Source organism: Marinobacter sp. MBR-105, assembly GCF_053628895.1.
Genome location: NZ_JBRJHG010000001.1, coordinates 320,674 through 343,451, shown reverse-complemented (window position 1 = coordinate 343,451; position 22,778 = coordinate 320,674). Strand labels below are relative to the sequence as shown.

At 57.7% G+C, this 22,778-nt stretch carries 25 protein-coding genes; 13 read left to right on the top strand and 12 right to left on the bottom strand.

What is annotated here, in order from left to right; genetic code table 11:
- Nucleotides 1-89: 89 nt before the first annotated feature.
- Nucleotides 90-1,133, top strand: coding sequence for a putative solute-binding protein (locus ACSSVV_RS01650; protein ID WP_454105456.1), 1,044 nt, complete (start codon nucleotides 90-92; stop codon nucleotides 1,131-1,133).
- A 62-nt stretch (nucleotides 1,134-1,195) separates the two neighbouring features.
- On the opposite strand, the gene infA is transcribed toward ACSSVV_RS01650, so the two are convergent.
- The 9 genes from infA to ACSSVV_RS01605 form a co-directional block, all read right to left on the bottom strand.
- Entirely contained in the window at nucleotides 1,196-1,414 is a 219-nt protein-coding gene (gene infA / locus ACSSVV_RS01645; protein WP_014421226.1) for a translation initiation factor IF-1, read from the bottom strand.
- 81 nt (nucleotides 1,415-1,495) lie between these two features.
- Entirely contained in the window at nucleotides 1,496-2,209 is a 714-nt protein-coding gene (locus tag ACSSVV_RS01640) for an arginyltransferase (protein ID WP_014421227.1), read from the bottom strand.
- Complete coding sequence (aat, locus tag ACSSVV_RS01635; protein WP_022991060.1) at nucleotides 2,206-2,922, bottom strand: leucyl/phenylalanyl-tRNA--protein transferase; 717 nt, start codon at nucleotides 2,920-2,922, stop codon at nucleotides 2,206-2,208. The genes ACSSVV_RS01640 and aat overlap by 4 nt, the downstream gene beginning before the upstream one ends.
- A gap of 15 nt (nucleotides 2,923-2,937) precedes the next feature.
- Entirely contained in the window at nucleotides 2,938-3,891 is a 954-nt protein-coding gene (gene trxB / locus ACSSVV_RS01630; protein WP_022991061.1) for a thioredoxin-disulfide reductase, read from the bottom strand.
- 174 nt (nucleotides 3,892-4,065) lie between these two features.
- The gene (locus ACSSVV_RS01625; protein ID WP_022991062.1) at nucleotides 4,066-4,977 is read right to left on the bottom strand and encodes an AAA family ATPase; all 912 of its coding nucleotides are present in this window, start codon (nucleotides 4,975-4,977) and stop codon (nucleotides 4,066-4,068) included.
- A gap of 7 nt (nucleotides 4,978-4,984) precedes the next feature.
- A complete protein-coding gene (locus ACSSVV_RS01620; RefSeq protein ID WP_288036248.1) occupies nucleotides 4,985-5,908 on the bottom strand; it encodes a carbon-nitrogen hydrolase in 924 nt (307 codons plus the stop codon).
- Nucleotides 5,905-6,957, bottom strand: a complete 1,053-nt coding sequence (locus ACSSVV_RS01615; RefSeq protein ID WP_081698959.1) for an agmatine deiminase family protein — start codon at nucleotides 6,955-6,957, stop codon at nucleotides 5,905-5,907. Before ACSSVV_RS01615 ends, ACSSVV_RS01620 begins: the two co-directional genes overlap by 4 nt.
- A gap of 100 nt (nucleotides 6,958-7,057) precedes the next feature.
- Nucleotides 7,058-7,363, bottom strand: coding sequence for a hypothetical protein (locus tag ACSSVV_RS01610; RefSeq protein ID WP_023010003.1), 306 nt, complete (start codon nucleotides 7,361-7,363; stop codon nucleotides 7,058-7,060).
- A gap of 104 nt (nucleotides 7,364-7,467) precedes the next feature.
- Nucleotides 7,468-8,052, bottom strand: a complete 585-nt coding sequence (locus ACSSVV_RS01605) for a PilZ domain-containing protein (protein ID WP_014421234.1) — start codon at nucleotides 8,050-8,052, stop codon at nucleotides 7,468-7,470.
- A gap of 154 nt (nucleotides 8,053-8,206) precedes the next feature.
- Here ACSSVV_RS01605 and ACSSVV_RS01600 point away from each other — a divergent pair, with 154 nt between their 5' ends.
- Together ACSSVV_RS01600 and ACSSVV_RS01595 are read left to right on the top strand one after the other, a co-directional pair.
- Nucleotides 8,207-9,451, top strand: a complete 1,245-nt coding sequence (locus ACSSVV_RS01600; protein ID WP_014421235.1) for a lipoprotein-releasing ABC transporter permease subunit — start codon at nucleotides 8,207-8,209, stop codon at nucleotides 9,449-9,451.
- Nucleotides 9,444-10,142, top strand: coding sequence for an ABC transporter ATP-binding protein (locus ACSSVV_RS01595; RefSeq protein WP_023010004.1), 699 nt, complete (start codon nucleotides 9,444-9,446; stop codon nucleotides 10,140-10,142). The genes ACSSVV_RS01600 and ACSSVV_RS01595 overlap by 8 nt, the downstream gene beginning before the upstream one ends.
- Here the strand turns inward: ACSSVV_RS01595 and ACSSVV_RS01590 are convergent.
- Nucleotides 10,130-10,675 carry a DUF2062 domain-containing protein gene (locus ACSSVV_RS01590; RefSeq protein ID WP_022991069.1) on the bottom strand — a complete coding sequence of 182 codons (546 nt, stop codon included), beginning with the start codon at nucleotides 10,673-10,675 and terminating at the stop codon, nucleotides 10,130-10,132. The two genes, ACSSVV_RS01595 and ACSSVV_RS01590, sit on opposite strands and share 13 nt — an antisense overlap.
- An 83-nt stretch (nucleotides 10,676-10,758) precedes the next feature.
- Between ACSSVV_RS01590 and ACSSVV_RS01585 the strand changes: the two genes are divergently transcribed.
- The 9 genes from ACSSVV_RS01585 (at nucleotide 10,759) to murB (ending at nucleotide 19,623) form a co-directional block, all read left to right on the top strand.
- Complete coding sequence (locus tag ACSSVV_RS01585; protein ID WP_454105455.1) at nucleotides 10,759-13,179, top strand: DNA internalization-related competence protein ComEC/Rec2; 2,421 nt, start codon at nucleotides 10,759-10,761, stop codon at nucleotides 13,177-13,179.
- Nucleotides 13,180-13,251: 72 nt separating this feature from the next.
- Nucleotides 13,252-13,878, top strand: coding sequence for a MotA/TolQ/ExbB proton channel family protein (locus ACSSVV_RS01580; protein WP_014421239.1), 627 nt, complete (start codon nucleotides 13,252-13,254; stop codon nucleotides 13,876-13,878).
- 5 nt (nucleotides 13,879-13,883) lie between these two features.
- Nucleotides 13,884-14,309 carry an ExbD/TolR family protein gene (locus ACSSVV_RS01575; protein WP_014421240.1) on the top strand — a complete coding sequence of 142 codons (426 nt, stop codon included), beginning with the start codon at nucleotides 13,884-13,886 and terminating at the stop codon, nucleotides 14,307-14,309.
- Complete coding sequence (msbA, locus tag ACSSVV_RS01570; RefSeq protein WP_023010440.1) at nucleotides 14,309-16,078, top strand: lipid A export permease/ATP-binding protein MsbA; 1,770 nt, start codon at nucleotides 14,309-14,311, stop codon at nucleotides 16,076-16,078. Before ACSSVV_RS01575 ends, msbA begins: the two co-directional genes overlap by 1 nt.
- Nucleotides 16,075-17,136, top strand: a complete 1,062-nt coding sequence (gene lpxK, locus ACSSVV_RS01565) for a tetraacyldisaccharide 4'-kinase (RefSeq protein WP_454105454.1) — start codon at nucleotides 16,075-16,077, stop codon at nucleotides 17,134-17,136. The genes msbA and lpxK overlap by 4 nt, the downstream gene beginning before the upstream one ends.
- Nucleotides 17,129-17,317 carry a Trm112 family protein gene (locus ACSSVV_RS01560; protein ID WP_011785222.1) on the top strand — a complete coding sequence of 63 codons (189 nt, stop codon included), beginning with the start codon at nucleotides 17,129-17,131 and terminating at the stop codon, nucleotides 17,315-17,317. Before lpxK ends, ACSSVV_RS01560 begins: the two co-directional genes overlap by 8 nt.
- Nucleotides 17,318-17,337: 20 nt before the next feature.
- On the top strand, nucleotides 17,338-18,123 hold the full coding sequence (kdsB, locus tag ACSSVV_RS01555) for a 3-deoxy-manno-octulosonate cytidylyltransferase (RefSeq protein ID WP_114433972.1): 786 nt from the start codon (nucleotides 17,338-17,340) through the stop codon (nucleotides 18,121-18,123).
- Entirely contained in the window at nucleotides 18,116-18,595 is a 480-nt protein-coding gene (locus ACSSVV_RS01550) for a low molecular weight protein-tyrosine-phosphatase (RefSeq protein ID WP_023010437.1), read from the top strand. Before kdsB ends, ACSSVV_RS01550 begins: the two co-directional genes overlap by 8 nt.
- Entirely contained in the window at nucleotides 18,592-19,623 is a 1,032-nt protein-coding gene (murB, locus tag ACSSVV_RS01545) for a UDP-N-acetylmuramate dehydrogenase (RefSeq protein ID WP_454105453.1), read from the top strand. The genes ACSSVV_RS01550 and murB overlap by 4 nt, the downstream gene beginning before the upstream one ends.
- 64 nt (nucleotides 19,624-19,687) lie before the next feature.
- On the opposite strand, the gene ACSSVV_RS01540 is transcribed toward murB, so the two are convergent.
- On the bottom strand, nucleotides 19,688-21,421 hold the full coding sequence (locus tag ACSSVV_RS01540; RefSeq protein ID WP_023010008.1) for a proline--tRNA ligase: 1,734 nt from the start codon (nucleotides 21,419-21,421) through the stop codon (nucleotides 19,688-19,690).
- A gap of 126 nt (nucleotides 21,422-21,547) precedes the next feature.
- On the opposite strand from ACSSVV_RS01540, the gene ACSSVV_RS01535 reads away from it, so the two are divergent.
- The gene (locus ACSSVV_RS01535) at nucleotides 21,548-22,171 is read left to right on the top strand and encodes a TetR/AcrR family transcriptional regulator (RefSeq protein WP_454105452.1); all 624 of its coding nucleotides are present in this window, start codon (nucleotides 21,548-21,550) and stop codon (nucleotides 22,169-22,171) included.
- Here ACSSVV_RS01535 and ACSSVV_RS01530 read toward each other — a convergent pair.
- Nucleotides 22,159-22,656, bottom strand: coding sequence for an Lrp/AsnC family transcriptional regulator (locus ACSSVV_RS01530; RefSeq protein WP_454105451.1), 498 nt, complete (start codon nucleotides 22,654-22,656; stop codon nucleotides 22,159-22,161). The two genes, ACSSVV_RS01535 and ACSSVV_RS01530, sit on opposite strands and share 13 nt — an antisense overlap.
- Nucleotides 22,657-22,778: the final 122 nt, after the last annotated feature.

Sequence of the window (22,778 nt, the reverse complement as noted above, 5' to 3'; positions counted from 1 at the left end):
CAATTCATTGGTCGTGAACATCTGTCATTTTTGTAGGTGTCCGCGGCCCGACTCGCGGTATGCAAACAACAATAAGGATGCAGCCGTTGATGACTAAGAATATCCCTTCAATTTTTGCGTTATTGGCCTTTGTTTCTATTGCTGTGGCAAGTCCTGCAAAAGCCTCAACTGACCCCAAAGCGTTCTGCGTGTTTGATGTTGCCGGGGCCAGCGGATTTGTTTACCAGTTGCTTCGGGAGTATCAGCGAAGTGCACTTCAGAACAGAGTGCTTCTGAACATGCAGCCCTATACCGATGAAGATGCGGCGGTCAGGGATTTTCGGGAAGGCCGATGTGATCTCGTTGCCGTAACCGATATGGGAGCCCGGAACTTTAACGATTTTACCGGCTCGATCAGCGCAATCGGTGCCATACCATACTACGAAGATCTCCGGGTTCTGTTGTACGGCCTGTCGCGACCAAGGCTCGAACCTTATTTAACGCAGAATGGCTATCAAATGCTCGGAGTGGCGCCAATGGGCGCTGCTTATCTATTCGTGAAAGACAGGGCGATTGACCATGTCGATGCTCTCAAGGGCAAGCGCTTCAGTGTTTTCCAGGGACATCACGATGCCCGCCATATGGTGAGTTACGTTGGTGCTGAGCCGGTTGAGGCCAGAATTTCCAATTTTGCCAATCTGTTCAATTCCGGCGCGGTGGATATCAGTTATGCACCTGCGGCGGCGTGGGAGGTGTTGGAGATGTTTCGCGGCGCGGGTGAAAACGGGGGAATAGTTCGTTACCCTGTTGGTCAGGTGACAGTGCAGCTCTTTGCCAGGGAAGGGACCTTTACGGACGACTTTGTTCGTGATTCCCGAAAGACGATGGCCCGCTTGTATCCCGAAGCCATCCGGATCATCCGGCAGTTCGAAGAGCGGGTCCCCGAGGACAGATGGATCGAGATAGCTGCCAAAGATAAGCGGGATTATCAGGAAATGCTCAGGCAGGTCCGGCTCGATCTGTTGTCTTCATCGGACCCGGAATCCCGGTTAGCGGCTGCGGTGTATCACGAGGACATGATGACCATACTGAGAAAAATCCGCTGCTACACGAACCCTGGGGGTCGTGAGTGCTCGGATCAGAACCGGGAATAACGGATGGTATAAATCAAAAAAGCCCCGCATTTGCGGGGCTTTTCAGATGTCAGCCTGGCCGATTAACGGGCGCGGTATACGATGCGGCCCTTGCTGAGGTCGTAGGGAGTCAGCTCAACCTTGACCTTGTCACCAGTCAGAATGCGGATGTAATTCTTGCGCATTTTTCCGGAGATGTGTGCAGTCACAACGTGGCCGTTGGACAGCTCAACGCGGAACATGGTGTTGGGAAGGGTGTCGATAATAACGCCTTCCATTTCAATGACATCTGATTTCGCCATTCAGTAGAAACCTCGTTCGGAATACTTTTCGGTGATTTTAAATTGCGCAATTCTGCCTGAATTCTCCACGTTTGGCAAAACTCAGTCGGTCGACATCTCGCGCCAGTGGCCATCCCGCAAGGCCTCAATGGGCTTAAAGCGGGTTTTATAGTTCATTTTCCGGCATTCTTTTATCCAGTACCCCAGATACAGATGCGGCAATTCCCGCCGTTTGGCTTCCTCAATCTGCCAGAGCACGGCAAAAGTGCCCAGGCTCCGGTGTTCCAGTTCCGGGGCGAAGACGGTGTAGATGGCCGAGAGGCCATCATCCAGCAGGTCGACGGCTGCCAGTCCCACCAGGTCACCATCAAGAGACATTTCGAGGAACCAGGAGTCGGTAGCCCCCTCCACGAGGAACGAGGTAAATTGTTCTCTTGAAGGTGGATACATGTCCCCGTCGCGATGACGCTCCTCTATATAGTGGGCATACAGCCGGTAATAGCGTTCACTGAATGCTGCTGGCACCAGCTTGCAGTCGAGGTCGGCATTTTTGCGAAGCACCCGGCGTTGATTCCGGTCTGGCTCGAATTGGCCAACCTGCAGGCGCACCGGAACACAGGCGTTGCAGCTTTCGCAGTGCGGACGGTAGTAATGTGAGCCGCTGCGACGGAAGCCCAGTGCGGTTAACTGGCTGTAGAGCTTTCTGTCGATGTGGGCGCGAGGGTCCACAAACATGGTGGTCGCTTCACGGTCTGGCAGGTAACTGCAATCGTGAGGAGGGGTGGCAAAGAAAACGAGCGTTCTGAGATTACTCATTTCACCTCCGGGCAGGGCCATTGCCAGCTGAAGTTCCAGTCTGGCTGGTCCGGTTTCCGATCGACACATGCCCTGAGTATAGATAAAAACTCCGCCCTCGGAATACTGCGCGCGCCCATCGTCAGCAAGTGGTCGCTCTCTACCTGGCAATCCATGAGCTGGTAACCCCATTCGCCGAGCTGGTGGGCCAGATGCACCATCAGTACCTTGGAGGCGTTGGTTTCCAGTGAAAACATGGATTCGCCGAAGAAACAGCGGCCGATAGCCAGACCGTACATGCCGCCTGCGAGCTCATTGTTGCGATTCCAGACTTCAATGGAGTGGGCGATACCACGTTTATGCAGCTCGGTATACGCTGCCATCATGTCGTCAGTAATCCAGGTGCCCTCAGCGCGGGTGTTTGCGCAGAGCCGAATGATGCGGCCAAAGCATTGATCGGTGGTGATATGGAATCGACGCTGGTTCAGCGTCCGGCGCAGGCTCCGGGAGATGTGGATGTCAGAGGGAAACAGCACGCAGCGGGGGTTCGGTGACCACCAGAGAATGGGCTGGTCGTCACTGAACCAGGGGAAAATGCCATTTCGATAGGCCAGAATCAGGCGTTCCGGAGACAGGTCGCCACCCAGGGCAAGCAGGCCATCGGGATCCTCCAGCGCTTCTTCTGCCGGAGGAAACCAGAATTGATCAGGGTCCAGCCAGGGTAGCGACGTCATTCTGCTCCTGAGCAGTTAGCCTTGTTGATCAAGAAACTTTTCGGCGTCGAGCGCAGCCATGCAACCAAACCCGGCGGACGTCACAGCCTGCCGATAGACGTGATCGGCTACGTCGCCAGCCGCGAACACGCCTGGAATGCTGGTCTGGGTGGCCATGCCGTCCAGGCCGGAGCGAATCCGGATGTAGCCGTTAGCCATATCCAGTTGCCCTTCAAACAGGCTGGTATTCGGCTTGTGGCCGATCGCGATGAATACGCCGGCCAGCTCCAGATCCTGGGTGCTGCCATCTTTGGTGTTCCGGATGCGCATGCCGGTAACACCGGTGCCATCGCCGAGCACTTCGTCCAGGGTGTGGTCCCAGATGATGTTGACGTTGCCGTTTTCTGCTTTCTCGAAGAGTTTGTCCTGAAGGATCTTCTCGGCCCGAAGCTTGTCACGGCGATGAACCAGGGTCACTTCATCAGCGATGTTCGAGAGATACAGCGCCTCTTCCACAGCAGTATTGCCGCCGCCGATAACCGCGACTTTCTGCTTGCGGTAGAAGAAGCCGTCACAGGTGGCGCAGGCCGACACGCCCTGACCCTTGAACTTCTCTTCCGACTCAAGCCCCAGATACATGGCAGAGGCGCCAGTGGCAATGATCAGAGCGTCGCAGGTGTATTCGCCGTTGTCGCCTTTGAGCCGGAACGGGCGGTTGTTCAGGTCAGCTTCGTTGATGGTGTCGTACACGATGCTGGTTTCAAAACGCTCGGCGTGCTTCTGCATGCGCTGCATGAGCTCGGGGCCCTGAACGCCGTCATTGTCGCCCGGCCAGTTGTCTACGTCAGTGGTGGTGGTCAGCTGGCCGCCAACTTCGATACCGGTGATCAGGGTCGGGTTCAGGTTGGCGCGCGCGGCATAGACTGCAGCGGTGTAGCCGGCCGGGCCGGAGCCAAGAATGATCAGTCGGGAATGTCGGGTTTCGCTCATCTGTGTCTCACTGAAATGAAGTATGCGTATTCGACGGCTCTCCTCTGTCCCTGCGGAGGGCAGAACAGGAACCGCTCATCTGAAATCTGGCAAAAGGCTAACATGAAATGACCGGACTGCCATTTGTTTACGCCAATGCGGCTTATAAAACCTTGCTATGTGGTCAGATCCGGATTATTCAAGCACCGATACGGTCGTTAACAGCTGGCGCACCCGCTCCCGGGCTTTACCGGATTCTCCCTGTTCCAGCCGGTGCTCGGCTACGGCGGGGAAGACGGCCTGCACGTCGTCGGGCAGTACGTGATTACGACCTTCCATCAGTGCCCATGCTTTGGCGGCTCTCAGCAGGCCGAGGCCCGCCCTCGGGGACAAGCCGTAAAGCAATCCGGGCATGCGCCGGCTCTGCTCAAGAAGGCGTTGCAGGTAATCCAGCAAAGCCGGGCTGGCGGATACCTTTTCCACGGCCTGCTGCAAGGCCACCAGCTCATCGTGCGGGAGTATGGCCTGCAAACGATCGGTAAGGTGTTTGCGGTCTTCGCCCTCCAGCAACTCCCGTTCCGCTTTCGGGTCGGGGTAGCCCAGCCGAAGGCGCATCAGAAACCGGTCAAGCTGGGATTCAGGCAGGGGAAAGGTGCCGCCTTGCTCTATGGGGTTCTGGGTTGCGATCACAAAGAACGGGGTAGGTAGTGGTCGGGTTTCCCCCTCAATGGATACCTGCCTTTCTTCCATGGCTTCCAGCAGGGCGCTTTGGGTGCGCGGTGACGCGCGGTTGATTTCGTCTGCCAGAACCACCTGGGCGAAGATGGGGCCGGGGTGAAACACGAGCCCGCCGGCCTGCTTGTCATACATGGAGTAGCCGAGGACGTCTGCAGGCAGCAGGTCATTGGTGAACTGGATTCGCTGATAGCTTAACCCCATGATTTTTGCCAGCGCATGGGAGAGGGTGGTCTTGCCCATGCCCGGAATATCTTCAATCAACAGGTGGCCGCGGGCAAGCAGGCCGCAGAGCGCCAGACGAACCTGATTCTCCTTGCCCAGCAGTACCTTGTTAAGGGCGCTGACGACCGTGTCCATTTTCTGTTTCATGCCGGTTTCAGTCCCTTACCCGTTTCAGAATGTCGCCGTAGGCATCGATGCGCCTGTCCCTGAGGTACGGCCAGATTCTCCGGATGGATTCGGTGCGCTGGCGGTTCAGGGTTACCGACAGGATACACTCGTCAGTCTCGTTGCCGCGGGCCAGAAACTCGCCCTGAGGGCCACAGATGAAACTGTTCCCCCAGAACCGGATGCCATCGCTTTGGCCGGAAGGATCTGGCTCGGTCCCAACGCGATTCGGGGCGATAACCGGAAGGTTGTTGGCTACCGCATGGCCACGCTGAACGGTCACCCAGGCGTCCAGTTGCCGGGCCTGTTCGTCTGGATCGTCGGTCACGTCCCAGCCAATGGCGGTCGGGTAGATCAGTATTTCCGCGCCGGCCAGTGCCATCAGTCGGGCCGCTTCCGGGTACCACTGGTCCCAGCACACAAGGACCCCCAGCTTACCAACGGAAGTCTGGATGGGGGTAAACCCGCTGCTGCCGTCATTGAAGGTGGCATCACCGGGAGTAAAGTAGAATTTCTCATAAAAGCCCGGGTCGTCCGGGATGTGCATTTTCCGGTACAGCCCGGCCAGGCTGCCATCGGTGTCGAACACCACAGATGTGTTGTGGTAAACGCCATTCATGCGCCTTTCAAAAATAGAACCCACAAGCACAACGCCTAATTCTTTTGCGAGACCAGACAGATAGTTGCTGGTGGGCCCGGGAATGGGCTCGGCAAGCTCAAAAATGGCGGTGTCTTCGGTCTGGCAGAAATACTGGGTGGCGTGCAGCTCCTGCAGGACAATCAACTGCGCGCCATCCGCCGCAGCCTGCCGTATCAGGCGTTCGGATGTCGCGAGACTCTGGTTCTTGTCGGGACTGCAGGTTTGCTGAATGGCGGCGACCTTCAGGTTGGAGCTGGTGTTCGTGCTGGTCATACCGTTACCACCCCCGCAGGAATTTGCATGGTTACGCAGTGCAGACTGCCGTGTTGGTAAATAAGCGGGCGGCAGTCAATCGGAATAATCTCCCGGTCTGGGAAGATGCCCGCCATGATGCGGACGGCTTCTTCGTCCTGCGGCACATCGTAGACTGGCAGCAGAACTGCGCCGTTGATGATCAGGAAGTTGGCGTAGGTCGCTGGCAACCTTTCGCCGTCCTCATCGTAAATCGGGTCGGGCCAGGGCAGGGGCGTCAGGCGATAGGGGGTGCCGTCGGCCTGACGGAATTCCTGCAATTCTTCTTCCATCGCCGCCAGGGCGCTGTAGTGCTCGTCCGCAACATCCGGGCAGGTCACATAGCAGATATGATCAGGCGCGCAGAACCGTGCCAGGGTATCGATGTGGCTGTCGGTATCGTCGCCCGCCAGATATCCGTGGTTGAGCCAGAGAATACGATCGACCCCGAGGACCTCCTCCAGCAATTGCTCGATAGCCGTCCGATCCATGGATGGGTTTCTGGACGGAGTCAGCAGGCACTCGCTGGTAGTGAGCAAGGTGCCGGCGCCATCGGATTCTATAGAGCCGCCTTCCAGGACAAAATCCACTGGCTGCAGTGGGTGTTTGCCGAAAACGCCCGCGTTCGCCAGGTGCCGGTTGAGGGCATCGTCTTTTTCCCAGGGAAATTTGTCTCCCCAGGCATTGAACCGGAAGTCCAGCAGAGCGGGGCCGTCAGCGGTATCCACGGTGATGGGGCCGTGGTCCCTGGCCCAAGTGTCGTTGGCCGGGGCTGGCACAGTGATTACGCGACCTGGTAACCCGTTGCCTTCGGCATAAGCGTTCAGCTGCTGGCCAAGTTGCTGGAGACGTGCCACGAACTCGCAGCTGATCACCAGGTGTTCAAAACGGAGGACCGCTTTGGCAATGGCCTCGAACACGGGCTCCACGTCGGCCATGCGCTTTGCCCAGTCGGTTCCGGGATGAGGCCAGGTCAACATGACTGCGCTTTGGGAAGCCCACTCCGCAGGCAACGTACGTCTGGAAGTCACTGTATAAGTCACCTTGGTTTGCAAAAGCCGCCATTCTATCTGAGCAATGCAGCCCGTGCATTGTCATTCCTTGGCCGGTGTTTGATGAAGCGGGTGTTTATCAGTCTTTGTGTTGCTTTGCCACTGCATGTATTACGCGGTTACCTTCGAAATAGACGACAAAATCCTGATAATGCCACTGACTGATGGGGGGTTCTCCGACCGGGCCTTTGATGTTCTGGGGGGCGCCCCAGCGATTTCGGACGGAGTCTTCACTCATGCCGTTCGCGGGCAGGCTGATCTGGCTTCTGTCGGCCTGGCTGCCGACCGGTACCCTCAGTTCCTCAGCAAGGGCCAGTGGCGCTGAGCCGGCGAATACAGCCGTAGCCAAAACGGCGGCAGCCATCACATTGCGGTAGTTTGTCATAGAGGAGTCTCCAATAATGCATGATTACTGCGCACTGTCTGCGGCAGATGAATAAAACGTAATATCCCGAAAAGCTTAGCAAAAGTCAGCACTTTTTCAGTATCTTACTCTTTTTGGCGTTGCCGAATCTGCCAACGCATCACATGCCGGGCAATTTGCTGACGGTCGCTGTCATCCAGTTCAACAAACAGCGTGTGAACCCGTGTGCCGCCTTGGTTGTCGTGCTCGGTATCCAGTACTTCAGCAATGGCTCTTGGCTGGTATAGCTCTGGTGGTAGAGTCATCCGAATGGCCAGTCGGTCACCCGCGCCAAAGGTTGCTGTCGGCCAGCGGAATGAGAGGCCGCCCTCACTCAGGGTTACATCCTGCCAGTCCTCCGGTTGCAACGGATTTTGCTCAAAGGCGATAATGCGCGCCAGCGTATCGACCTTGCTGTTCAGGGATTTGACCAGCCCGGCCAGCAGGCGGTCGCGCTCAGCCAGGCTTGCCAGGTGTGCACGTACGTCCTGGTCCAGCCTCCGGAACTCGGCTTTCAGGGCTTCCAGTGGAGAGTTATTGAACGGATCGTCGCCGGGATGGGCGTCGTCCAGGCGGCGTACCTCAAGCCCGATACGGTCGTCTATCCGGAAGAACTCCCGGCGCTCCCGCTGGCTGTCTCCGCTCGGTGGCGTTTTATTCTGGCTTGGCATCCTGTCTCCGGACGGGTTTTTATTGATTATAGAACAGTTTAGCAGTTTCCCAACGGCTGGTAAGAGGCCTGGCAAATCTCCGGGCCAGGTAATGATCGAGGCCAGCGGGGATTCAATAATCGACGGACCGCAAGGTAGCGACAGGCACCCCTACATGTTCAGACCCTTATCGTTTTATATTGGCCTGCGATATACCGCCGCCAAACGACGTAATCACTTCATCTCCTTTATCTCCCTGACCTCAATGATTGGCCTGATGCTGGGCGTTGCGGTATTGATCATCGTGCTCTCGGTCATGAACGGGTTCGATCGCGAACTCAAGCAGCGCATTCTTGGGATGGTGCCTCATGCCACGATTCAGGGGGCTTCCGGTCCCCTGGAGAACTGGCAGGAGATTGACCAGAAGGTTGAAGCCTACCCGCGAGTGCTGGCGGCCGCTCCCTTTATCCAGGGCCAGGGCATGGTAACCGGTGGTGGAAACGTCCGGGGCGTGATGCTCAACGGTGTCCTGCCGGAGCAGGAGGCCAGCGTTTCGATTATCGAGAACCATTTCATCGAAGGCAGCCTTGAGGAGCTTCGGTCCGGGGAATTCGGAATCATCATTGGCCGGTTGATGGCAAACAGCCTTCGACTGGGGGTAGGCGATAAACTCACGGTGGTATTACCGGAAGCCTCGGTAACGCCGGCCGGCGTGTTGCCCAGGCTCAAGCGCTTTACCGTCAAGGGTATTTTCAGCGTTGGTGCTGAGCTTGATGGGAACTACGCGCTGATTCATATGGATGATGCGGCGCGTTTGATGCGTACCGGTGGCCGCGCGGAGGGTATCCGGCTTTTAATGGATGACCTGTTTGCGGCGCCCAAAGTTGTCAATGATGTTGCCCGGACCCTGGGAGGCCGCTATTACGTATCGGACTGGACCCGCACCCATGGCAACCTGTTTCAGGCAATCCGCATGGAAAAAACCATGATCGGGTTGCTGTTGATGTTCATTGTCGCTGTGGCGGCCTTCAACATTGTGTCAACGCTGGTCATGGTGGTGACCGACAAGACCGCTGATATCGCCATCCTGCGAACCATGGGCGCCACGCCCGGGCGCATTATGAGGATCTTTATCATCCAGGGTGCCGTGATTGGTGTGTTTGGCACGCTCACAGGTACTGCATTGGGGATCTTTGGCGCTCTGAACATCAGCGGCTTCATTTCCTGGCTCGAATCCGCACTGGGGCATCAGTTTCTCAGCGCTGATGTTTATTTCATCAGCTACCTGCCGTCGCAGCTCCAGTTGCAGGATGTACTGATTATCAGCGGTGCGGGCCTTGCCATGAGCCTGCTGGCAACTATTTATCCGGCCTGGCGTGCGTCGCGGGTCGAACCGGCGGAGGCATTGCGTTATGAGTGACGGGCAGACGACATCTCTGGTGATTGATTGTCAGAAGGTTACCCGCACCTACAGTGAAGGGCCGGAAACATTGACGATTTTCTCGGACATCTCACTTCAGGTTAAGGCCGGCGAGACGGTTGCCATTGTGGGCAGTAGCGGGGCAGGGAAAACCACCTTGCTGAACCTGCTGGGCGGTTTGGATCGCCCTTCCTCCGGGCATATCCGGATTTGTGGCAAGGATATTCATCAGCTATCGGAAGCAGGCCGGGCGAGGTTCCGGAATCAGCACCTGGGGTTTGTGTATCAGTTCCATCATCTGCTGCCGGAATTTACCGCACTTGAGAACGTCATGTTGCCCTGCGCGCTGGGTGGCATGGCACCCAGGCAGGCCCGCCCGAAGGCGGAGCAACTGCTGCAACGGGTGGGGCTGGGTGAGCGGCTCAGGCACAAACCCGGCGAGTTGTCCGGTGGTGAGCGTCAGCGGGTAGCGATCGCCAGAGCGCTGGTTAACAGCCCGGAGTGTGTGTTAATGGATGAGCCTACCGGCAATCTGGATGAGCACACAGGGGAGGGTATCCGTGCCCTGATCGGCGACCTGCGTGATAATTCCGGGACGTCATTCATCATGGTTACCCACGACATGACCATGGCCCGGAGCCTGGGAAGGGTGCTGCGACTGGAGCAGGGGCGATTGGTTCAGGAGGCCTGATTGCTCGCGGGCGTTCGCTTGTTGCGCTGGCGACGCCGTAATTGCCATTCAGTGCGGATCTTGCGGCGCCATAGATACTGGATGATCAGGTAAGCGACGCAGGCGGTCACCGTGGCCAGAACCAGAGAACCCAGGTACAACGGCACGCCGATATCGATCAACCTGTGGCTGATCCAGTCCCAGGAAAGCTCGAATTCGAACGCCAGAACCGGCCGATTGAGTATCCAGGCCCCCACCTTGTAATTGAAGTAGAACATCGGGGGCATGGTCAGCGGATTGCTGATCCAGACCAGAACCACGGATAAAGGCAGGTTGGCGTTAAACCAGATGGCGCAGAATGCGGCTGCCAGCATCTGGAAAGGCATCGGAATAAAACAGAACCAGACGCCCACCAGGAAGGCCCTGGCAACACAGTGCCGGTTGATGTGCCACAGGTTGGGTTCATGGAGGATATCGCCCAGAAAACGCAGCGATTGCATCGACTGCACCTTTTCAGGGGTGGGCAAATACCGTTTCATGAACTTCTTCGGCATAGGAAGTTCGGCCTGTTTCCTGGCTTTGAGTAATCACTGGAGCCCAGAGGCTGCCAGCGCTATCGAAAATCGGAGGACAAGGATTGTCCGAAAACCCAGTTTCCAACCGGGTCAGCAGGCTCGGTGTTGGACTCGCCAGCATTCTCGCCTTCTCTTGCGGCGTTATCTTACTGTATCGGCTCGCAACCTTGCCACCATATCCATGGCTGTTTGTGCTGGTTGGGTTAATGTTGCTGGCTATGGCCTGTCGATACCAGCGCATACAGAGGCTCGGGCCCGTGGTGGTTGCTGCGACGCTGGGGTTGGTCTGGGCCGGCTGGAATGCCGATATGAGACTGGCCGAGCGCCTGCCTTCGGAGTGGGAAACCAAGCGCATTGTGGTTTCCGGGTATCTCTGTGATTTGCCGACGCCGGGAAGCTTTGACAGTCTGAGATTCGGATTCTGTGTCCTGCACTGGCAGGCACCTGGCGTGTCGGTAGATAACAACTTGCCCCGCGTCCTGCGACTATCCTGGTACGGCAGGGAGGGGCGCAGGCTACCCGACCATCGCCTGACACTGGAGGTCACTCTCAAGCGTCCTCAGGGCAACCTGAACCCAGATGGGTTTCGCTACGAAGACTGGTTGTTCCGTCACGGCTATCGGGCGACCGGTTCCGTTAAACAGGTCTCTGCGGCACCGGAGCTGTCATGCGCACTGCAATGTCAGTACCACGCCTGGCACTGGCGAGCATCAAAGAAGTTGCAGCGTTGGTTTGGTGAAGCGGAATACTACCCCCTGATTGCGTCTCTGCTAATGGGTAACCGGGGTTCTCTGGAAGATCATCACTGGCAGGTACTCAAGTCGACCGGCACCATTCATCTGGTGGCTATTTCCGGTTTGCATCTCGGTCTGGTGGCGGTCGGAGTTGGTCTGTTGGCGCGCTGGGGTTTGTTATTGCTGCCGGTTGGTGGTCTGAGTGAGCAGGGCCGGCGTTCTCTGGTTTTTCTGGTGGTTGTGCTCAGCTGCCTTGTCTATTCGCTATTGGCCGGTTTTACCGTACCAACCCGGCGGGCCCTGGTGATGGTGGTTGCCGGCGGCTGGTATCTGCTCAAGGCAAGACAGCAGAGCGGCTGGCGACCCTTTGTGCTGGCTCTGGCAGTGGTGCTTCTGATGGATCCGTTTGCGCCTCTGGACCAGGGTTTCTGGTTGTCTTTTGGCGCTGTCGGGGTGCTGCTGGCGGTATTTTCAGGGCGTCTGGGTTCGTCGGGTTGGTTGTCGGCTTTGTTGATAGCCCAGTTGGCGGTCTTTGTCGGGTTGTGGCCAATGTTGATGCTGGTGCATCAGGGCCAACCTTTTGCAGGCTTCGCGGCCAATCTATTGGCGGTGCCCTGGGTGTCGTTTGCCGTCATGCCGGTACTGTTCCTGGGGGCCATCATCGCCCTTTTTTCCGGGGGGTGGCTCCTGCCCTGGGTGTCGGCCGGGTTTGACCTTGTCCTGGGGGCGCTATGGTGGTGGCTGGAGCTGGTGGCCCAGTTCCCGGCAGGGCAGATGCAGCCTCTGCCGCTGCCACTGGCAGCGGGTTTGGCGTTGCTGGCGCTTTGGGGGATTCGCTGGAGGGACTGGCGATGGCGGGCATTGCTGGGCGTTACCTTCCTGTTGCTCAGTGTACCCTGGTCAGGTACGGGAGCAGGCAATTCCGTGGCACGGGCACCTGAAGTCCGGGTGTTGGATGTGGGGCAGGGGCTGTCGGTTGTGGTTCGCGCCGGTGGCCGGGTGATGGTGTATGACACCGGGCCCGAAGTTACGGGCGTCTACTCCGCCGCCGATTCGGTGCTGGTGCCGAATCTTCGGGCAATGGGCGTCGAGGTTATTGATCTGCTGGTCTTGAGCCATGCGGATAATGACCACGCCGGCGGTCTCGAGACGTTGTCTGAGCACTTCGCGATCAAAAGGGTGATTTCCGGAGAGCCTGCTCTTATTACCGGGCGGGTGCCGGTGACGGTGGAAGGTTGTCGCCCGGGGAATATCCGGTGGCCGGGTCTGGTGATGTCGCTGTGGCAAAATCCGTTGCCTGCGGACGGGAATGACGCTTCGTGCGTGATACGCGTGTACCACCCGTCCAGCAACAGCGATTTCGTATTGACCGGGGACATCAGCCGGAAGGTTGAGCAACTGATGCTCGGTGGCGGCGGCCCAGAGTGGCTTGAGAACCGCGTTGCGCAGCGGGTGGTGCTGGCGCCACACCATGGCAGCAAAACTTCATCTTCAACACGCTGGGTACAGGCGGTGGCGCCGGATCAGGTGATCTATACGGCGGGCTACCGGCACCATTTCGGGCATCCGCATCCGGAAGTAACCGGTCGGTACCGCGCCAGTGGTGCCGTGCCATTGAACACGGCCTGCTCCGGCCAGATCACACTCAGGTTCGCAGATTCAGGCCTGCTTATAAGTGAGCTCTGGCAGACACAGCCTTTCTGGATAGCGTCTCCGGGGCTTGCCAGGAGTGAATGTAAAATACCGTGACAATCCGGGTGTGGCCTGCACCGACAGCTATGCTAAAGTAGCGCGGCTTGTAACTAATCAGGGAGATCAAGCGTGTTCGAGCTGTTGAAAGCCGGTGGCATCCTGATGGTGCCCATTGTTGCCTGTTCCATCCTGGCACTTGCCATCATTCTGGAACGAATCTGGACCTTGCGGGCCTCTCGGGTCGCGCCCCCGCAGTCTATTAACGAACTCTGGCGCTGGATCAAGAAAAAAGAGCTTAACGGTCGCAAGCTGAAAGCCTTGCAGGCATCTTCGCCACTTGGCCGGATTCTCGCCGGCGGCCTGATCAACGCCAAACATGGTCGCGAGATCATGAAAGAAAGCATCGAACACGAGGCCAGCCAGGTTATCCACGAGCTGGAGCGTTTTCTGAATCCCCTGGGCACTATCGCCACAATCACGCCACTGTTGGGCCTTTTGGGTACCGTTATCGGCATGATCAAAGTGTTTGCCGAAATCCAGTTGGCCGGCGTCGGCAATGCCGGCAACCTGGCCGGAGGCATTTCCGAGGCATTGATCACCACTGCGGCTGGCCTGAGTGTCGCCATTCCTGCTCTGATCTGTCACCGCTATTTCATCCGTCGCGTAGACGAATTGGTGGTCAACATGGAGCAGGAAGCCATCAAACTGGTGGAAGTGGTCCACGGAGACCGCGAAATCGACGTTGAAGGAGCCTGAACGCCGTGAAGTTCAAGCGCCAACGAAGCCAGGAAGTCGGGGTAGATCTGACGCCACTGATTGATGTGGTGTTCCTGCTGCTGATTTTCTTCATGGTGTCGACCACATTTACCCGGGAGAGTCATCTGCAGGTGGAGCTTCCGGAAGCCAGTGCAGAGCCGGCAGCTCCGTCTGAGGTCCGGCAGATTGATGTGGTGATCAATGCCGAGGGCCAGTACTTTCTGAACGACCGACCACTGGTTAACAATCGCCGGGAAACCCTCGAGCGTGGCGTCAGTGAGCTGGCCGAAGGCGACAACAGCCTGCCGTTCATCATCACTGCAGACGCCCAAACCCCCCATGAATTTGTGGTGCGGGCCATGGATGTTGCCGGTCGCCTGGGGTTTGCCAAGCTGAGCATAACCACAGAGCGGGAGGCTGAAAGCCAGTGATGCAGACAAGGCCGGAGCCGCTCAAGACGCCACCTGCCGGTAGCTGGACCACCTACAAACGCCTGCTCAAGTACGTCAAGCCTTTCTGGTTTGCGTTCTCCCTCGCCGTGTTCGGAAACATCATTTACGCCGCTGCATCCACCGGGATGGCCGCGGCGATGGAATATGTGATCACGGCGATCGAGAATCCGTCCGACCAGAACCGGATGTTGCTGACCGGGCTGATCGTGGGTGTTTTTGCCTTCAGAGGCGTTGGTACGTTTTTTAGCCAGTATTTTATCAGCTACGTCGGGCGCAACGTGATCAACGCCTTACGCAACGATGTGTTTGATCGCCTGATGTCTTTACCGTCACGATACTATGATGAAAACGCATCCGGGCGTCTGGTCTCGAAGCTCACCTTTAACGTTGAGCAGGTCGCGGATGCTGCGACCAATGCGGTGACTATCACCCTTCGCGAAGGGCTGACCATAGTGGGTCTGCTCGGCTTCATGCTGTACACCAACTGGAAGTTGACCCTGATTTTTCTTACGGCCGGTCCGGTCATTGGTCTGGTCGTGAATTATGCCAGCAAACGGTTTCGTCGAATCAGTAAGCGTATTCAGGGTTCCATGGGCGATATCACCCATGTGGCCTCCGAGTCGATCACCGGATACCGGGTGGTGCGCACCTTCGGAGGCGAAGATTATGAACGGGAGCGGTTTCGTGAGGTCAGTGCCCGTAACCTGAAACAGAGCCTGAAAATGGCTTCTACTCAGGCGATCAGTGTCCCGGTCATTCAGGTGCTGGTGGCTTTTGCTATCGCCGCGCTGGTGTGGACCATGCTTGCGCCGGAGATTCGGGGTGAGATGTCGACTGGTCAGCTGATTGCGTTCATCACCGCGGCGACGACGATGGCCAAGCCCATTCGCCAGGTCACTTCCGTGCACGCCAAGATTCAGAAGGGTGTGGCGGCTGCGTTTGATGTGTTCGAGACCATGGATGAAAAGCCGGAAGAGGACCAGGGCTCCTACAACCCGCAGCGGGTCAAAGGCGACATCACATTTGACCAGGTGTCTTTCCGATACCGGGATCAGCTCGACAATGTGCTTGAAGGGATAACCATCGATATTCCAGCCGGCCAGAGTGTCGCACTGGTGGGCCGGTCAGGCAGTGGTAAGTCGACCATGGTCAGCCTGTTACCCCGTTTCTACGAGTACACCGGGGGAGCTATCCGCATTGATGACCATGAACTGAAGGAGTTTTCGCTTCAGTCCCTGCGTGCCCAGATTGCTCTGGTGAACCAGAACGTGGTGCTGTTCAACGATACCATCGCCGCCAACATTGCCTACGGTTCCCTGCGCGACTGCAGCCGGGAAGAAATTATGGAAGCGGCTGAAAAGGCCCACGCGCTAGAGTTTATCAACCGCATGCCGGAAGGGCTCGACACCATGATTGGCGACAATGGTGTGATGCTTTCCGGTGGCCAGCGCCAACGGCTTGCGATTGCGCGGGCCATCCTCAAGGACGCCCCAATTCTCATTCTGGATGAGGCGACATCGGCGCTGGATACGGAATCCGAACGCCATATTCAGGAAGCGCTGGAAACGGTTATGCAGGGCCGTACCACGCTGGTGATCGCACACAGGCTATCCACCATTGAGAAGGCCGACCGGATTCTGGTCATGGACAATGGCCGCATTGTTGAGTCCGGAAGTCATGGTGAGCTGTTGGCTGCGGGTGGGGCATATGCCCAGCTGCATCAGATTCAGTTCAGCGAGCACGCATGAGCACCAGCCTGGTTGACCGGCTTTGGTACGGGCAGGGCAGGCCTCTTGCACTGCTCACACCACTGGCCTGGTTATATCGGGCGGTGTCTGAGTCCAGGCGTCGAAAGGCCTGGCATGCGCGAAACGAATTGCTGCCGGTCCCGGTTGTGGTGGTGGGCAATATCACCGCTGGCGGCACTGGTAAGTCACCTCTCACTGCCAGCCTGGTTCAGTGCATGAATCAACATGGCTGGAAACCGGTGATTCTCAGCCGTGGCTACGGTGGTAAAAGCTCTCAGTACCCCTTACTGGTCGCTGACGGGACCCCTGCGGGCATCTGTGGTGACGAACCCCTGATGCTGGCACGGTCCACCGGATGCCCGGTGGTGGTTGACCCGGATCGCTGTCGTGGGGCTCGCTGGGCGTTGGAGAATGGCCTGGGCGATGTACTGATCTGTGACGATGGCCTGCAGCACTACCGTCTGCCCAGAGACATTGAACTGGCAGTATTTGATGCCCGGCGTGGCACTGGAAACGGTGCCATCATTCCGGTCGGTCCGCTGCGGGAGCCGGTTGAACGGTTGAACGGTGTCGACTTTGTCGTTCTTAACGGAGCGGAGTTTCCGGAGGCTGGCGAGACCATCGAGAGCTTTGCCGGCGTTGATCATCCGGAGATTCATGCCATGGAGCTGGTGCCCTCGGCTCTGGTGAATCTGAATTCCGGTGAGACCCTGTCGCCGGGGCAGCTTGAAGGTAAACCGGTACGGGCGGTGGCGGGTATCGGTAATCCCGGTCGATTTTTCGATACCCTCCGGACTCTTGGCGCTCACGTCAATGAAGTGCCCTTTCCTGACCATCATCATTTTCGCCCCGAAGACCTGGCGTCGGGCGCTCTCGAATGGTTGGTAATGACGGCCAAAGATGCAGTGAAGTGCCAGGGCTTTGCTCCGGATAACGCCTGGGTCTTGACGGTTCAGGCCCGGTTGTCGGAACCTTTTGAACGGCATTTTCTGGAACGGCTCAGAGCCTGCTCTGGCCAGTTGCAACCTGATATCAGCGAGGAATCGAATCATGGATAAAAAACTGCTGGCCATGTTGGCCTGCCCGGTGTGCAAGGGTGAGCTCAAGCTCAACGATGCCCGCACCGAGTTGATTTGCTACCAGGATGCCATGGCGTTCCCCATTCGTGAGGGGATTCCGGTTATGCTGGCGGTTGAAGCCCGCACCCTCAGCACAGACGAGCGCCTCGACAAACACTGAGTCACCCGCAGGACGCAACCATGTCATTTACCGTTGTCATTCCCGCCCGATACGCTTCCAGCCGTTTGCCCGGCAAACCTCTGGCCATGATTGCCGGCAAGCCGATGATCCAGCATGTCTGCGAGCGGGCGAATGAGAGCCGCGCCAGCCGCGTGGTGGTCGCGACCGACGATGCCCGTATCGAGGAGGCGTGTCGAGGTTTTGGTGCCGAAGTCATCATGACCTCGCCCAACCATGCCAGTGGCACAGACCGCCTTGAGGAAGTGGCGAGGAAGCTGCAGCTGGATCCGGACCATCGCGTGGTCAACGTTCAGGGGGACGAGCCTCTGATTCCGCCTGAACTGATCAATCAGGTTGCCGATAACCTTGAACAGTACCAGGAGGCCGCCATCGCAACACTGTGCGAGCGGATTCACGATGCCCGCCAGGTGTTCAACCCCAATGTTGTGAAAGTGGTCTTCGATGCCCGGGGTATGGCTCATTATTTCAGTCGGGCACCGATTCCCTGGGCCAGGGACTTCTGGCCAGCGGGGGCTGCTACCCAGGACGTGGACCTTCCGGATGGCATCGGCTATTTCAGGCACATTGGCATCTATGGTTATCGTGCCAGTGTGCTCAGTGAGTTTGTTACCTGGCTGCCGGCCCCCACCGAACGGGTGGAATCCCTGGAACAGTTGCGGGCACTCTATAACGGCGCTCTTATTCATGTGGATGTGGCGGACCGGCCTCCTGCTCCGGGGGTAGATACCGAAGAGGATCTGGCCCGTCTGCGGGCGCTGATGGAAAAAGGGGGTGCCCGTGGCTGATCGTGTAAGCGTGCTGTTTGTCTGCCTGGGCAATATCTGTCGTTCTCCCAGTGCTGAGGGCGTTTTTCGCCACCTCGCCCGGGAACAGGGCCTGTTCGGCAGACTGCATATTGACTCCTGCGGCACCGGCAACTGGCATATCGGTAAATCTCCGGACGAGCGGGCAACTGCCGCCGCGGCGCGCCGTGGTATCGACATCAGCGACCTTCGTGCCCGCCAGTTCCGTGCAGAAGATCTGGATCAATTTGACTATGTGCTGGTGATGGATCGGTCTAATCTCGCGGATGTTCGAGAGGTCTGGCACCAGAATGGGGGCACGGAGCCGCGCTTGTTTCTGGATTACGGTGACTCCCGGTTGGCCGAGGTGCCCGATCCTTACTACGGCGGAGAGGATGGATTTGAGCACGTGCTTGATCTGATTCATGACGCCAGTTCCGGCCTCCTGGACGAAATCCGGAGGCGGCTGGCTTGAGTCAGGATCTGCAGATTCAGGAGTGGGCCAGCCTTCAGGGATTGAATACCCTGGCTGTGCCGGTAACGGCCCGATACCTGGTGGAAGTCGAAAATCCGGATCAGCTCAAACAGGCGCTTTCCTGGGCCTGTAACCACGAACAGTCCATTCTGGTACTGGGCGGTGGCAGTAATCTGGTGTTTGCCGGCGATTATCCCGGCCTGGTCATCCGGATGGCACTGCGTGGCCGAAGCTGGGAGCAGGTAGACGATCACGGCGCGGTACTGGTGTTGAAAGCCGGTGAGAACTGGCACGAGGCTGTGCTTTACGCCGCTCGTTCCGGTTATCGCGGGATCGAGAACCTGGCGTTGATCCCGGGCACCGCCGGTGCCGCCCCGGTACAGAACATCGGGGCTTATGGCACCGAATTGGGTGACTGTCTTGACAGTGTCACGGTACTGAACCGCCAGACTCTGAAGGTTGAAACCCTGCCTGCAAGCGCCTGCGAGTTCGGCTATCGCGACAGCCTGTTCAAGCACCGGCCGGGCTACTACATCATCCTTGAAATCCGGCTCCGGTTGTCCCGTAATGCGCCTTTGAAGATTGGCTATCGGGATCTTCAGGATTACTTTGGCGACGTTAACGAGGCTGAGTTAACACCCCTGGCGGTGGCCGAAGGCGTGATGGCCGTGCGCCATCGCAAACTGCCGGACCCTGCGGTATTGCCGAATGTAGGCAGTTTCTTCAAAAACCCGGTTATAGGATTGGCTCAGTTTCGGGAGCTTCAGGCCCGGTTTCCGGATGTTGTGTCCTATCCCGCGGATAGTCAGGTCAAACTGGCGGCTGCATGGCTTATTGACCAGGCCGGATGGAAGGGGTTTCGCAACAGTCGGGTGGGGGTTCACAACCGCCAGGCGCTGGTGCTGATCAATCATTCCGGTGGAACTGGCCAGGATGTACTGTCCCTGGCTGATGACGTGCGTCAGTCTGTGCTTGAGAAATTCGGCGTTGAGCTGGAGATGGAGCCGGGGATCGTGGGCAACGCCTGATCTGCGGAGACGTCGTTAACTCACCGGGAGACTGAAGGCAGTCTCCCGGTGAGTTTGATCAGGGTTACAAGCCGCCTTTGGGCGACGCCTTCACCAGGAACGACAGAGCCTCATCCACAGGAATATCCTGTTTTTCCTCGTCTCGCCGACCCTTGTATTCCAGGGTTCCGGCGCTCAGGCCGCGTTCTGAGACCACGAAGCGGTGGGGGATACCGATCAGCTCCATATCTGCGAATTTCACACCCGGGCGTTCGTTACGGTCGTCCAGCAGGACATCGTAACCAGCCTGGCGAAGCTGTTCGTACAGTTTGTCGCCAGCCTCGGCCACCACCGGAGATTTGTGGCCATTCAGGGTAACAATGGCCACCTCGAACGGTGCGATGGCATCCGGCCAGATGATGCCCTTCTCGTCGTGGTTCTGCTCGATGGACGCCGCGACGATGCGGGAAACGCCAATACCATAGCAGCCCATTTCCATTATCGAAGTCTTGCCGTGTTCATCCAGAACCGAGGCGTTCATGGCCTTGCTGTACTTGTTTCCTAGCTTGAAAATGTGGCCAACTTCAATACCGCGACGGATCTCCAGTGTGCCGTTCCCATCCGGGCTGGCATCGCCCTCGACCACATTGCGAAGATCTTCCACACGGCTGATTTCGGCATCACGTTCCCAGTTTACGCCAGTCAGGTGATAATCATCCTTGTTGGCGCCGCAGACAAAGTCTGCCAGGTGTGCTGCGCTGCGATCCACGATAACCGGCACCGGCAGCTTGACCGGGCCGATGGAGCCTGGCTTGCAGCCGATGGCTTTTTCGATTTCCTCGTCGGTTGCCATGGTCAGCGGCTCGGCAATGCCGGGGAGGTTCTCAGCCTTGATCTCATTCAGGGTGTGATCGCCGCGCAGAATCAGGGCCACCAGGCCGGATTCACCATTCTCATCCGCCTCTGCCTTTACCAGCAGTGTTTTCACACTGCGCTCAGCCGGCATGCCCAGGAACTGGGAAACGGCGTCGATGGTGCGTTGACCCGGTGTGTGAACTTCTTTCAGTTCCTCGCCGGGGGCAGGGCGCTCGCCGGCAGGTGCTACCGCTTCGGCTTTTTCGATGTTGGCGGCGTAGTCACCGCTGGTGCTGAATACGATGGCATCTTCGCCAGAGGAGGCTAGCACGTGGAATTCATGGGAGGAGCTGCCACCAATGGAACCGGAGTCCGCCTGTACCGGACGGTAGTCGAGCCCCAGCCGATCGAAAATGTTGCAGTAGGTCTGGTGCATCACCTTATAGGTTTCATCCAGGGATTCCGCGTTCAGATGGAATGAGTAAGCATCCTTCATGATGAACTCGCGGGCGCGCATCACGCCAAACCGCGGGCGGCGCTCATCGCGGAACTTGGTCTGGATCTGGTAGAAGTTGGCCGGCAGCTCTTTGTAGCTTTTCAGTTCGTTCCGGATCAGATCGGTGATAACTTCTTCATGAGTGGGGCCAAAGCAGAAATCGCGGCCATGGCGGTCGTTCAGGCGCAGCAGTTCTCCACCGTACTGTTCCCAGCGGCCGGATTCCTGCCACAGCTCGGCGGGTTGTACCGCCGGCATGAGAACTTCCTGGGCGCCGCTCTTGTCCATTTCTTCACGGACGATTCGCTCCACCTTACGCAGGGTGCGCAACCCTAACGGCAACCAGGTGTAAAGGCCGGCGGCCAGTTTACGGATCATGCCCGCCCGCAGCATCAGCTGGTGGCTGATAATCTCGGCGTCGGAAGGGGTCTCTTTCTGGGTAGCTATCAGGTAACGGCTCGCTCGCATCGTGTCTTCCGCTGTCATCAGAAAAGTGGGAGTCAGACTAATTGGCAAGGCGGGATGCCCGCCACAGCCTTTCATTGTCGTAGAGTGGGCGTTATTGTACGGAGCCTGCATCACAAGGTACAGATAATGACTGACGAATCCATCGATGTGTCACCCCGCCGGCGCCCGGTTCAGGCCCGCAGCCGGGAACGGGTGAACACCATACTGCAGCATGCTGCCGGGATCTTTCACGAGCAGGGCGTCGACAGTGCCAGTATGTCTGCCATTGCCCGCCAGTCCGGCATGTCTTTGGCATCGCTTTATCGCTATTTCCCGAATAAAGCGGCGATTGTCAACGCTATTGCGGAGCGACATGTTGAGAAGATGGAGCTGGCGTTGCGGGCCAAACTGCCTCAACTGAGCCTGAGCGATGCGGTAGATGTTCTGATCGATCTGTTTTACGAGTTCTACCGAACGGAGCCCGCCTATTCCGCGATCTGGAGCGGTGTGGAAGCCATGCCGGAACTGAGGGAGCTGGATCTTCGCGAACTCTACAGCAACGCCCGGGACCTGGATGCCCGTCTGCAGGAGGAGTATCCCGATTTGCCGGCAGATCGCCGCTGGACAGCCAGTTTGCTGTTACCCCGTTCCGCCGGCACGATTCTTCGGCTGGCGGCCACCCTGCCGGACGAGCAGGGCGTGCTGTTGGTGCAGGAAATGAAAGCCATGGCCCGTGCCTATCTGGACAACCTGGTGGCTCAGGACAGATAACCCAGCGGCAGTGCGGTGCTGTCGATGACGCGCCGGAGAACAAAGCTGGAGTGAACACCGCTAACACCGGGAATACGGGTTATCCTGTTCAACAGGAAGTGGTGGTAGTGGTCCATATCCGGCACGACCACTTTGAGCATGTAATCCGCACTCTGACCAGTGATCAGATAACACTCCTGAACCTCCGGGTATTCCCCCGCCTGTTCCTCAAACGCGGCAAAGCGCTCTGGTGTATGCCGGTCCATGCCAATGAGAATAATGGCGGTGAGCGACAGCCCCAGTTTTTTGTGATCCAGAATGGTGACCGTTCGCACGATAATGCCCGCCTCCTCGAGGGCGCGAACTCGCCGAAGGCAGGGGGAAGGGGATAGGCCGACCTTCTCGGCCAGTTGCTGATTGGTCAGTGAGCCGTCTTTTTGCAATTGTTCGAGGATTTTTCGATCGAGCCTGTCAATTTTGACAAGCGTTTTCTCGGTATCAGGCATTTTCTGTCTCTTATTTAAGAATTTATGAAATTATATGGCATTATCTGGTCGTGCGGCCAGAAAATGGCAACCAAATAGCTCGCTCCAGCCTTTACACTGTGTGTGTTCCAATCACTGTTTGA

Excerpts from the sequence above, each read along its gene's own strand:
- ACSSVV_RS01530 (WP_454105451.1), bottom strand. The coding sequence starts at position 22,656 with ATGCCTGATACCGAGAAAACGCTTGTCAAAATTGACAGGCTCGATCGA.
- ACSSVV_RS01610 (WP_023010003.1), bottom strand. The coding sequence starts at position 7,363 with ATGACAAACTACCGCAATGTGATGGCTGCCGCCGTTTTGGCTACGGCT.
- ACSSVV_RS01595 (WP_023010004.1), top strand. The coding sequence starts at position 9,444 with ATGAGTGACGGGCAGACGACATCTCTGGTGATTGATTGTCAGAAGGTT.
- kdsB (WP_114433972.1), top strand. The coding sequence starts at position 17,338 with ATGTCATTTACCGTTGTCATTCCCGCCCGATACGCTTCCAGCCGTTTG.
- trxB (WP_022991061.1), bottom strand. The coding sequence starts at position 3,891 with ATGAGCGAAACCCGACATTCCCGACTGATCATTCTTGGCTCCGGCCCG.
- ACSSVV_RS01620 (WP_288036248.1), bottom strand. The coding sequence starts at position 5,908 with ATGACCAGCACGAACACCAGCTCCAACCTGAAGGTCGCCGCCATTCAG.
- ACSSVV_RS01605 (WP_014421234.1), bottom strand. The coding sequence starts at position 8,052 with ATGCCAAGCCAGAATAAAACGCCACCGAGCGGAGACAGCCAGCGGGAG.
- ACSSVV_RS01540 (WP_023010008.1), bottom strand. The coding sequence starts at position 21,421 with ATGCGAGCGAGCCGTTACCTGATAGCTACCCAGAAAGAGACCCCTTCC.
- ACSSVV_RS01590 (WP_022991069.1), bottom strand. The coding sequence starts at position 10,675 with ATGCCGAAGAAGTTCATGAAACGGTATTTGCCCACCCCTGAAAAGGTG.
- ACSSVV_RS01650 (WP_454105456.1), top strand. The coding sequence starts at position 90 with ATGACTAAGAATATCCCTTCAATTTTTGCGTTATTGGCCTTTGTTTCT.
- ACSSVV_RS01535 (WP_454105452.1), top strand. The coding sequence starts at position 21,548 with ATGACTGACGAATCCATCGATGTGTCACCCCGCCGGCGCCCGGTTCAG.
- infA (WP_014421226.1), bottom strand. The coding sequence starts at position 1,414 with ATGGCGAAATCAGATGTCATTGAAATGGAAGGCGTTATTATCGACACC.
- ACSSVV_RS01640 (WP_014421227.1), bottom strand. The coding sequence starts at position 2,209 with ATGAGTAATCTCAGAACGCTCGTTTTCTTTGCCACCCCTCCTCACGAT.
- aat (WP_022991060.1), bottom strand. The coding sequence starts at position 2,922 with ATGACGTCGCTACCCTGGCTGGACCCTGATCAATTCTGGTTTCCTCCG.
- lpxK (WP_454105454.1), top strand. The coding sequence starts at position 16,075 with ATGAGCACCAGCCTGGTTGACCGGCTTTGGTACGGGCAGGGCAGGCCT.
- ACSSVV_RS01600 (WP_014421235.1), top strand. The coding sequence starts at position 8,207 with ATGTTCAGACCCTTATCGTTTTATATTGGCCTGCGATATACCGCCGCC.
- msbA (WP_023010440.1), top strand. The coding sequence starts at position 14,309 with ATGCAGACAAGGCCGGAGCCGCTCAAGACGCCACCTGCCGGTAGCTGG.
- ACSSVV_RS01560 (WP_011785222.1), top strand. The coding sequence starts at position 17,129 with ATGGATAAAAAACTGCTGGCCATGTTGGCCTGCCCGGTGTGCAAGGGT.
- ACSSVV_RS01625 (WP_022991062.1), bottom strand. The coding sequence starts at position 4,977 with ATGAAACAGAAAATGGACACGGTCGTCAGCGCCCTTAACAAGGTACTG.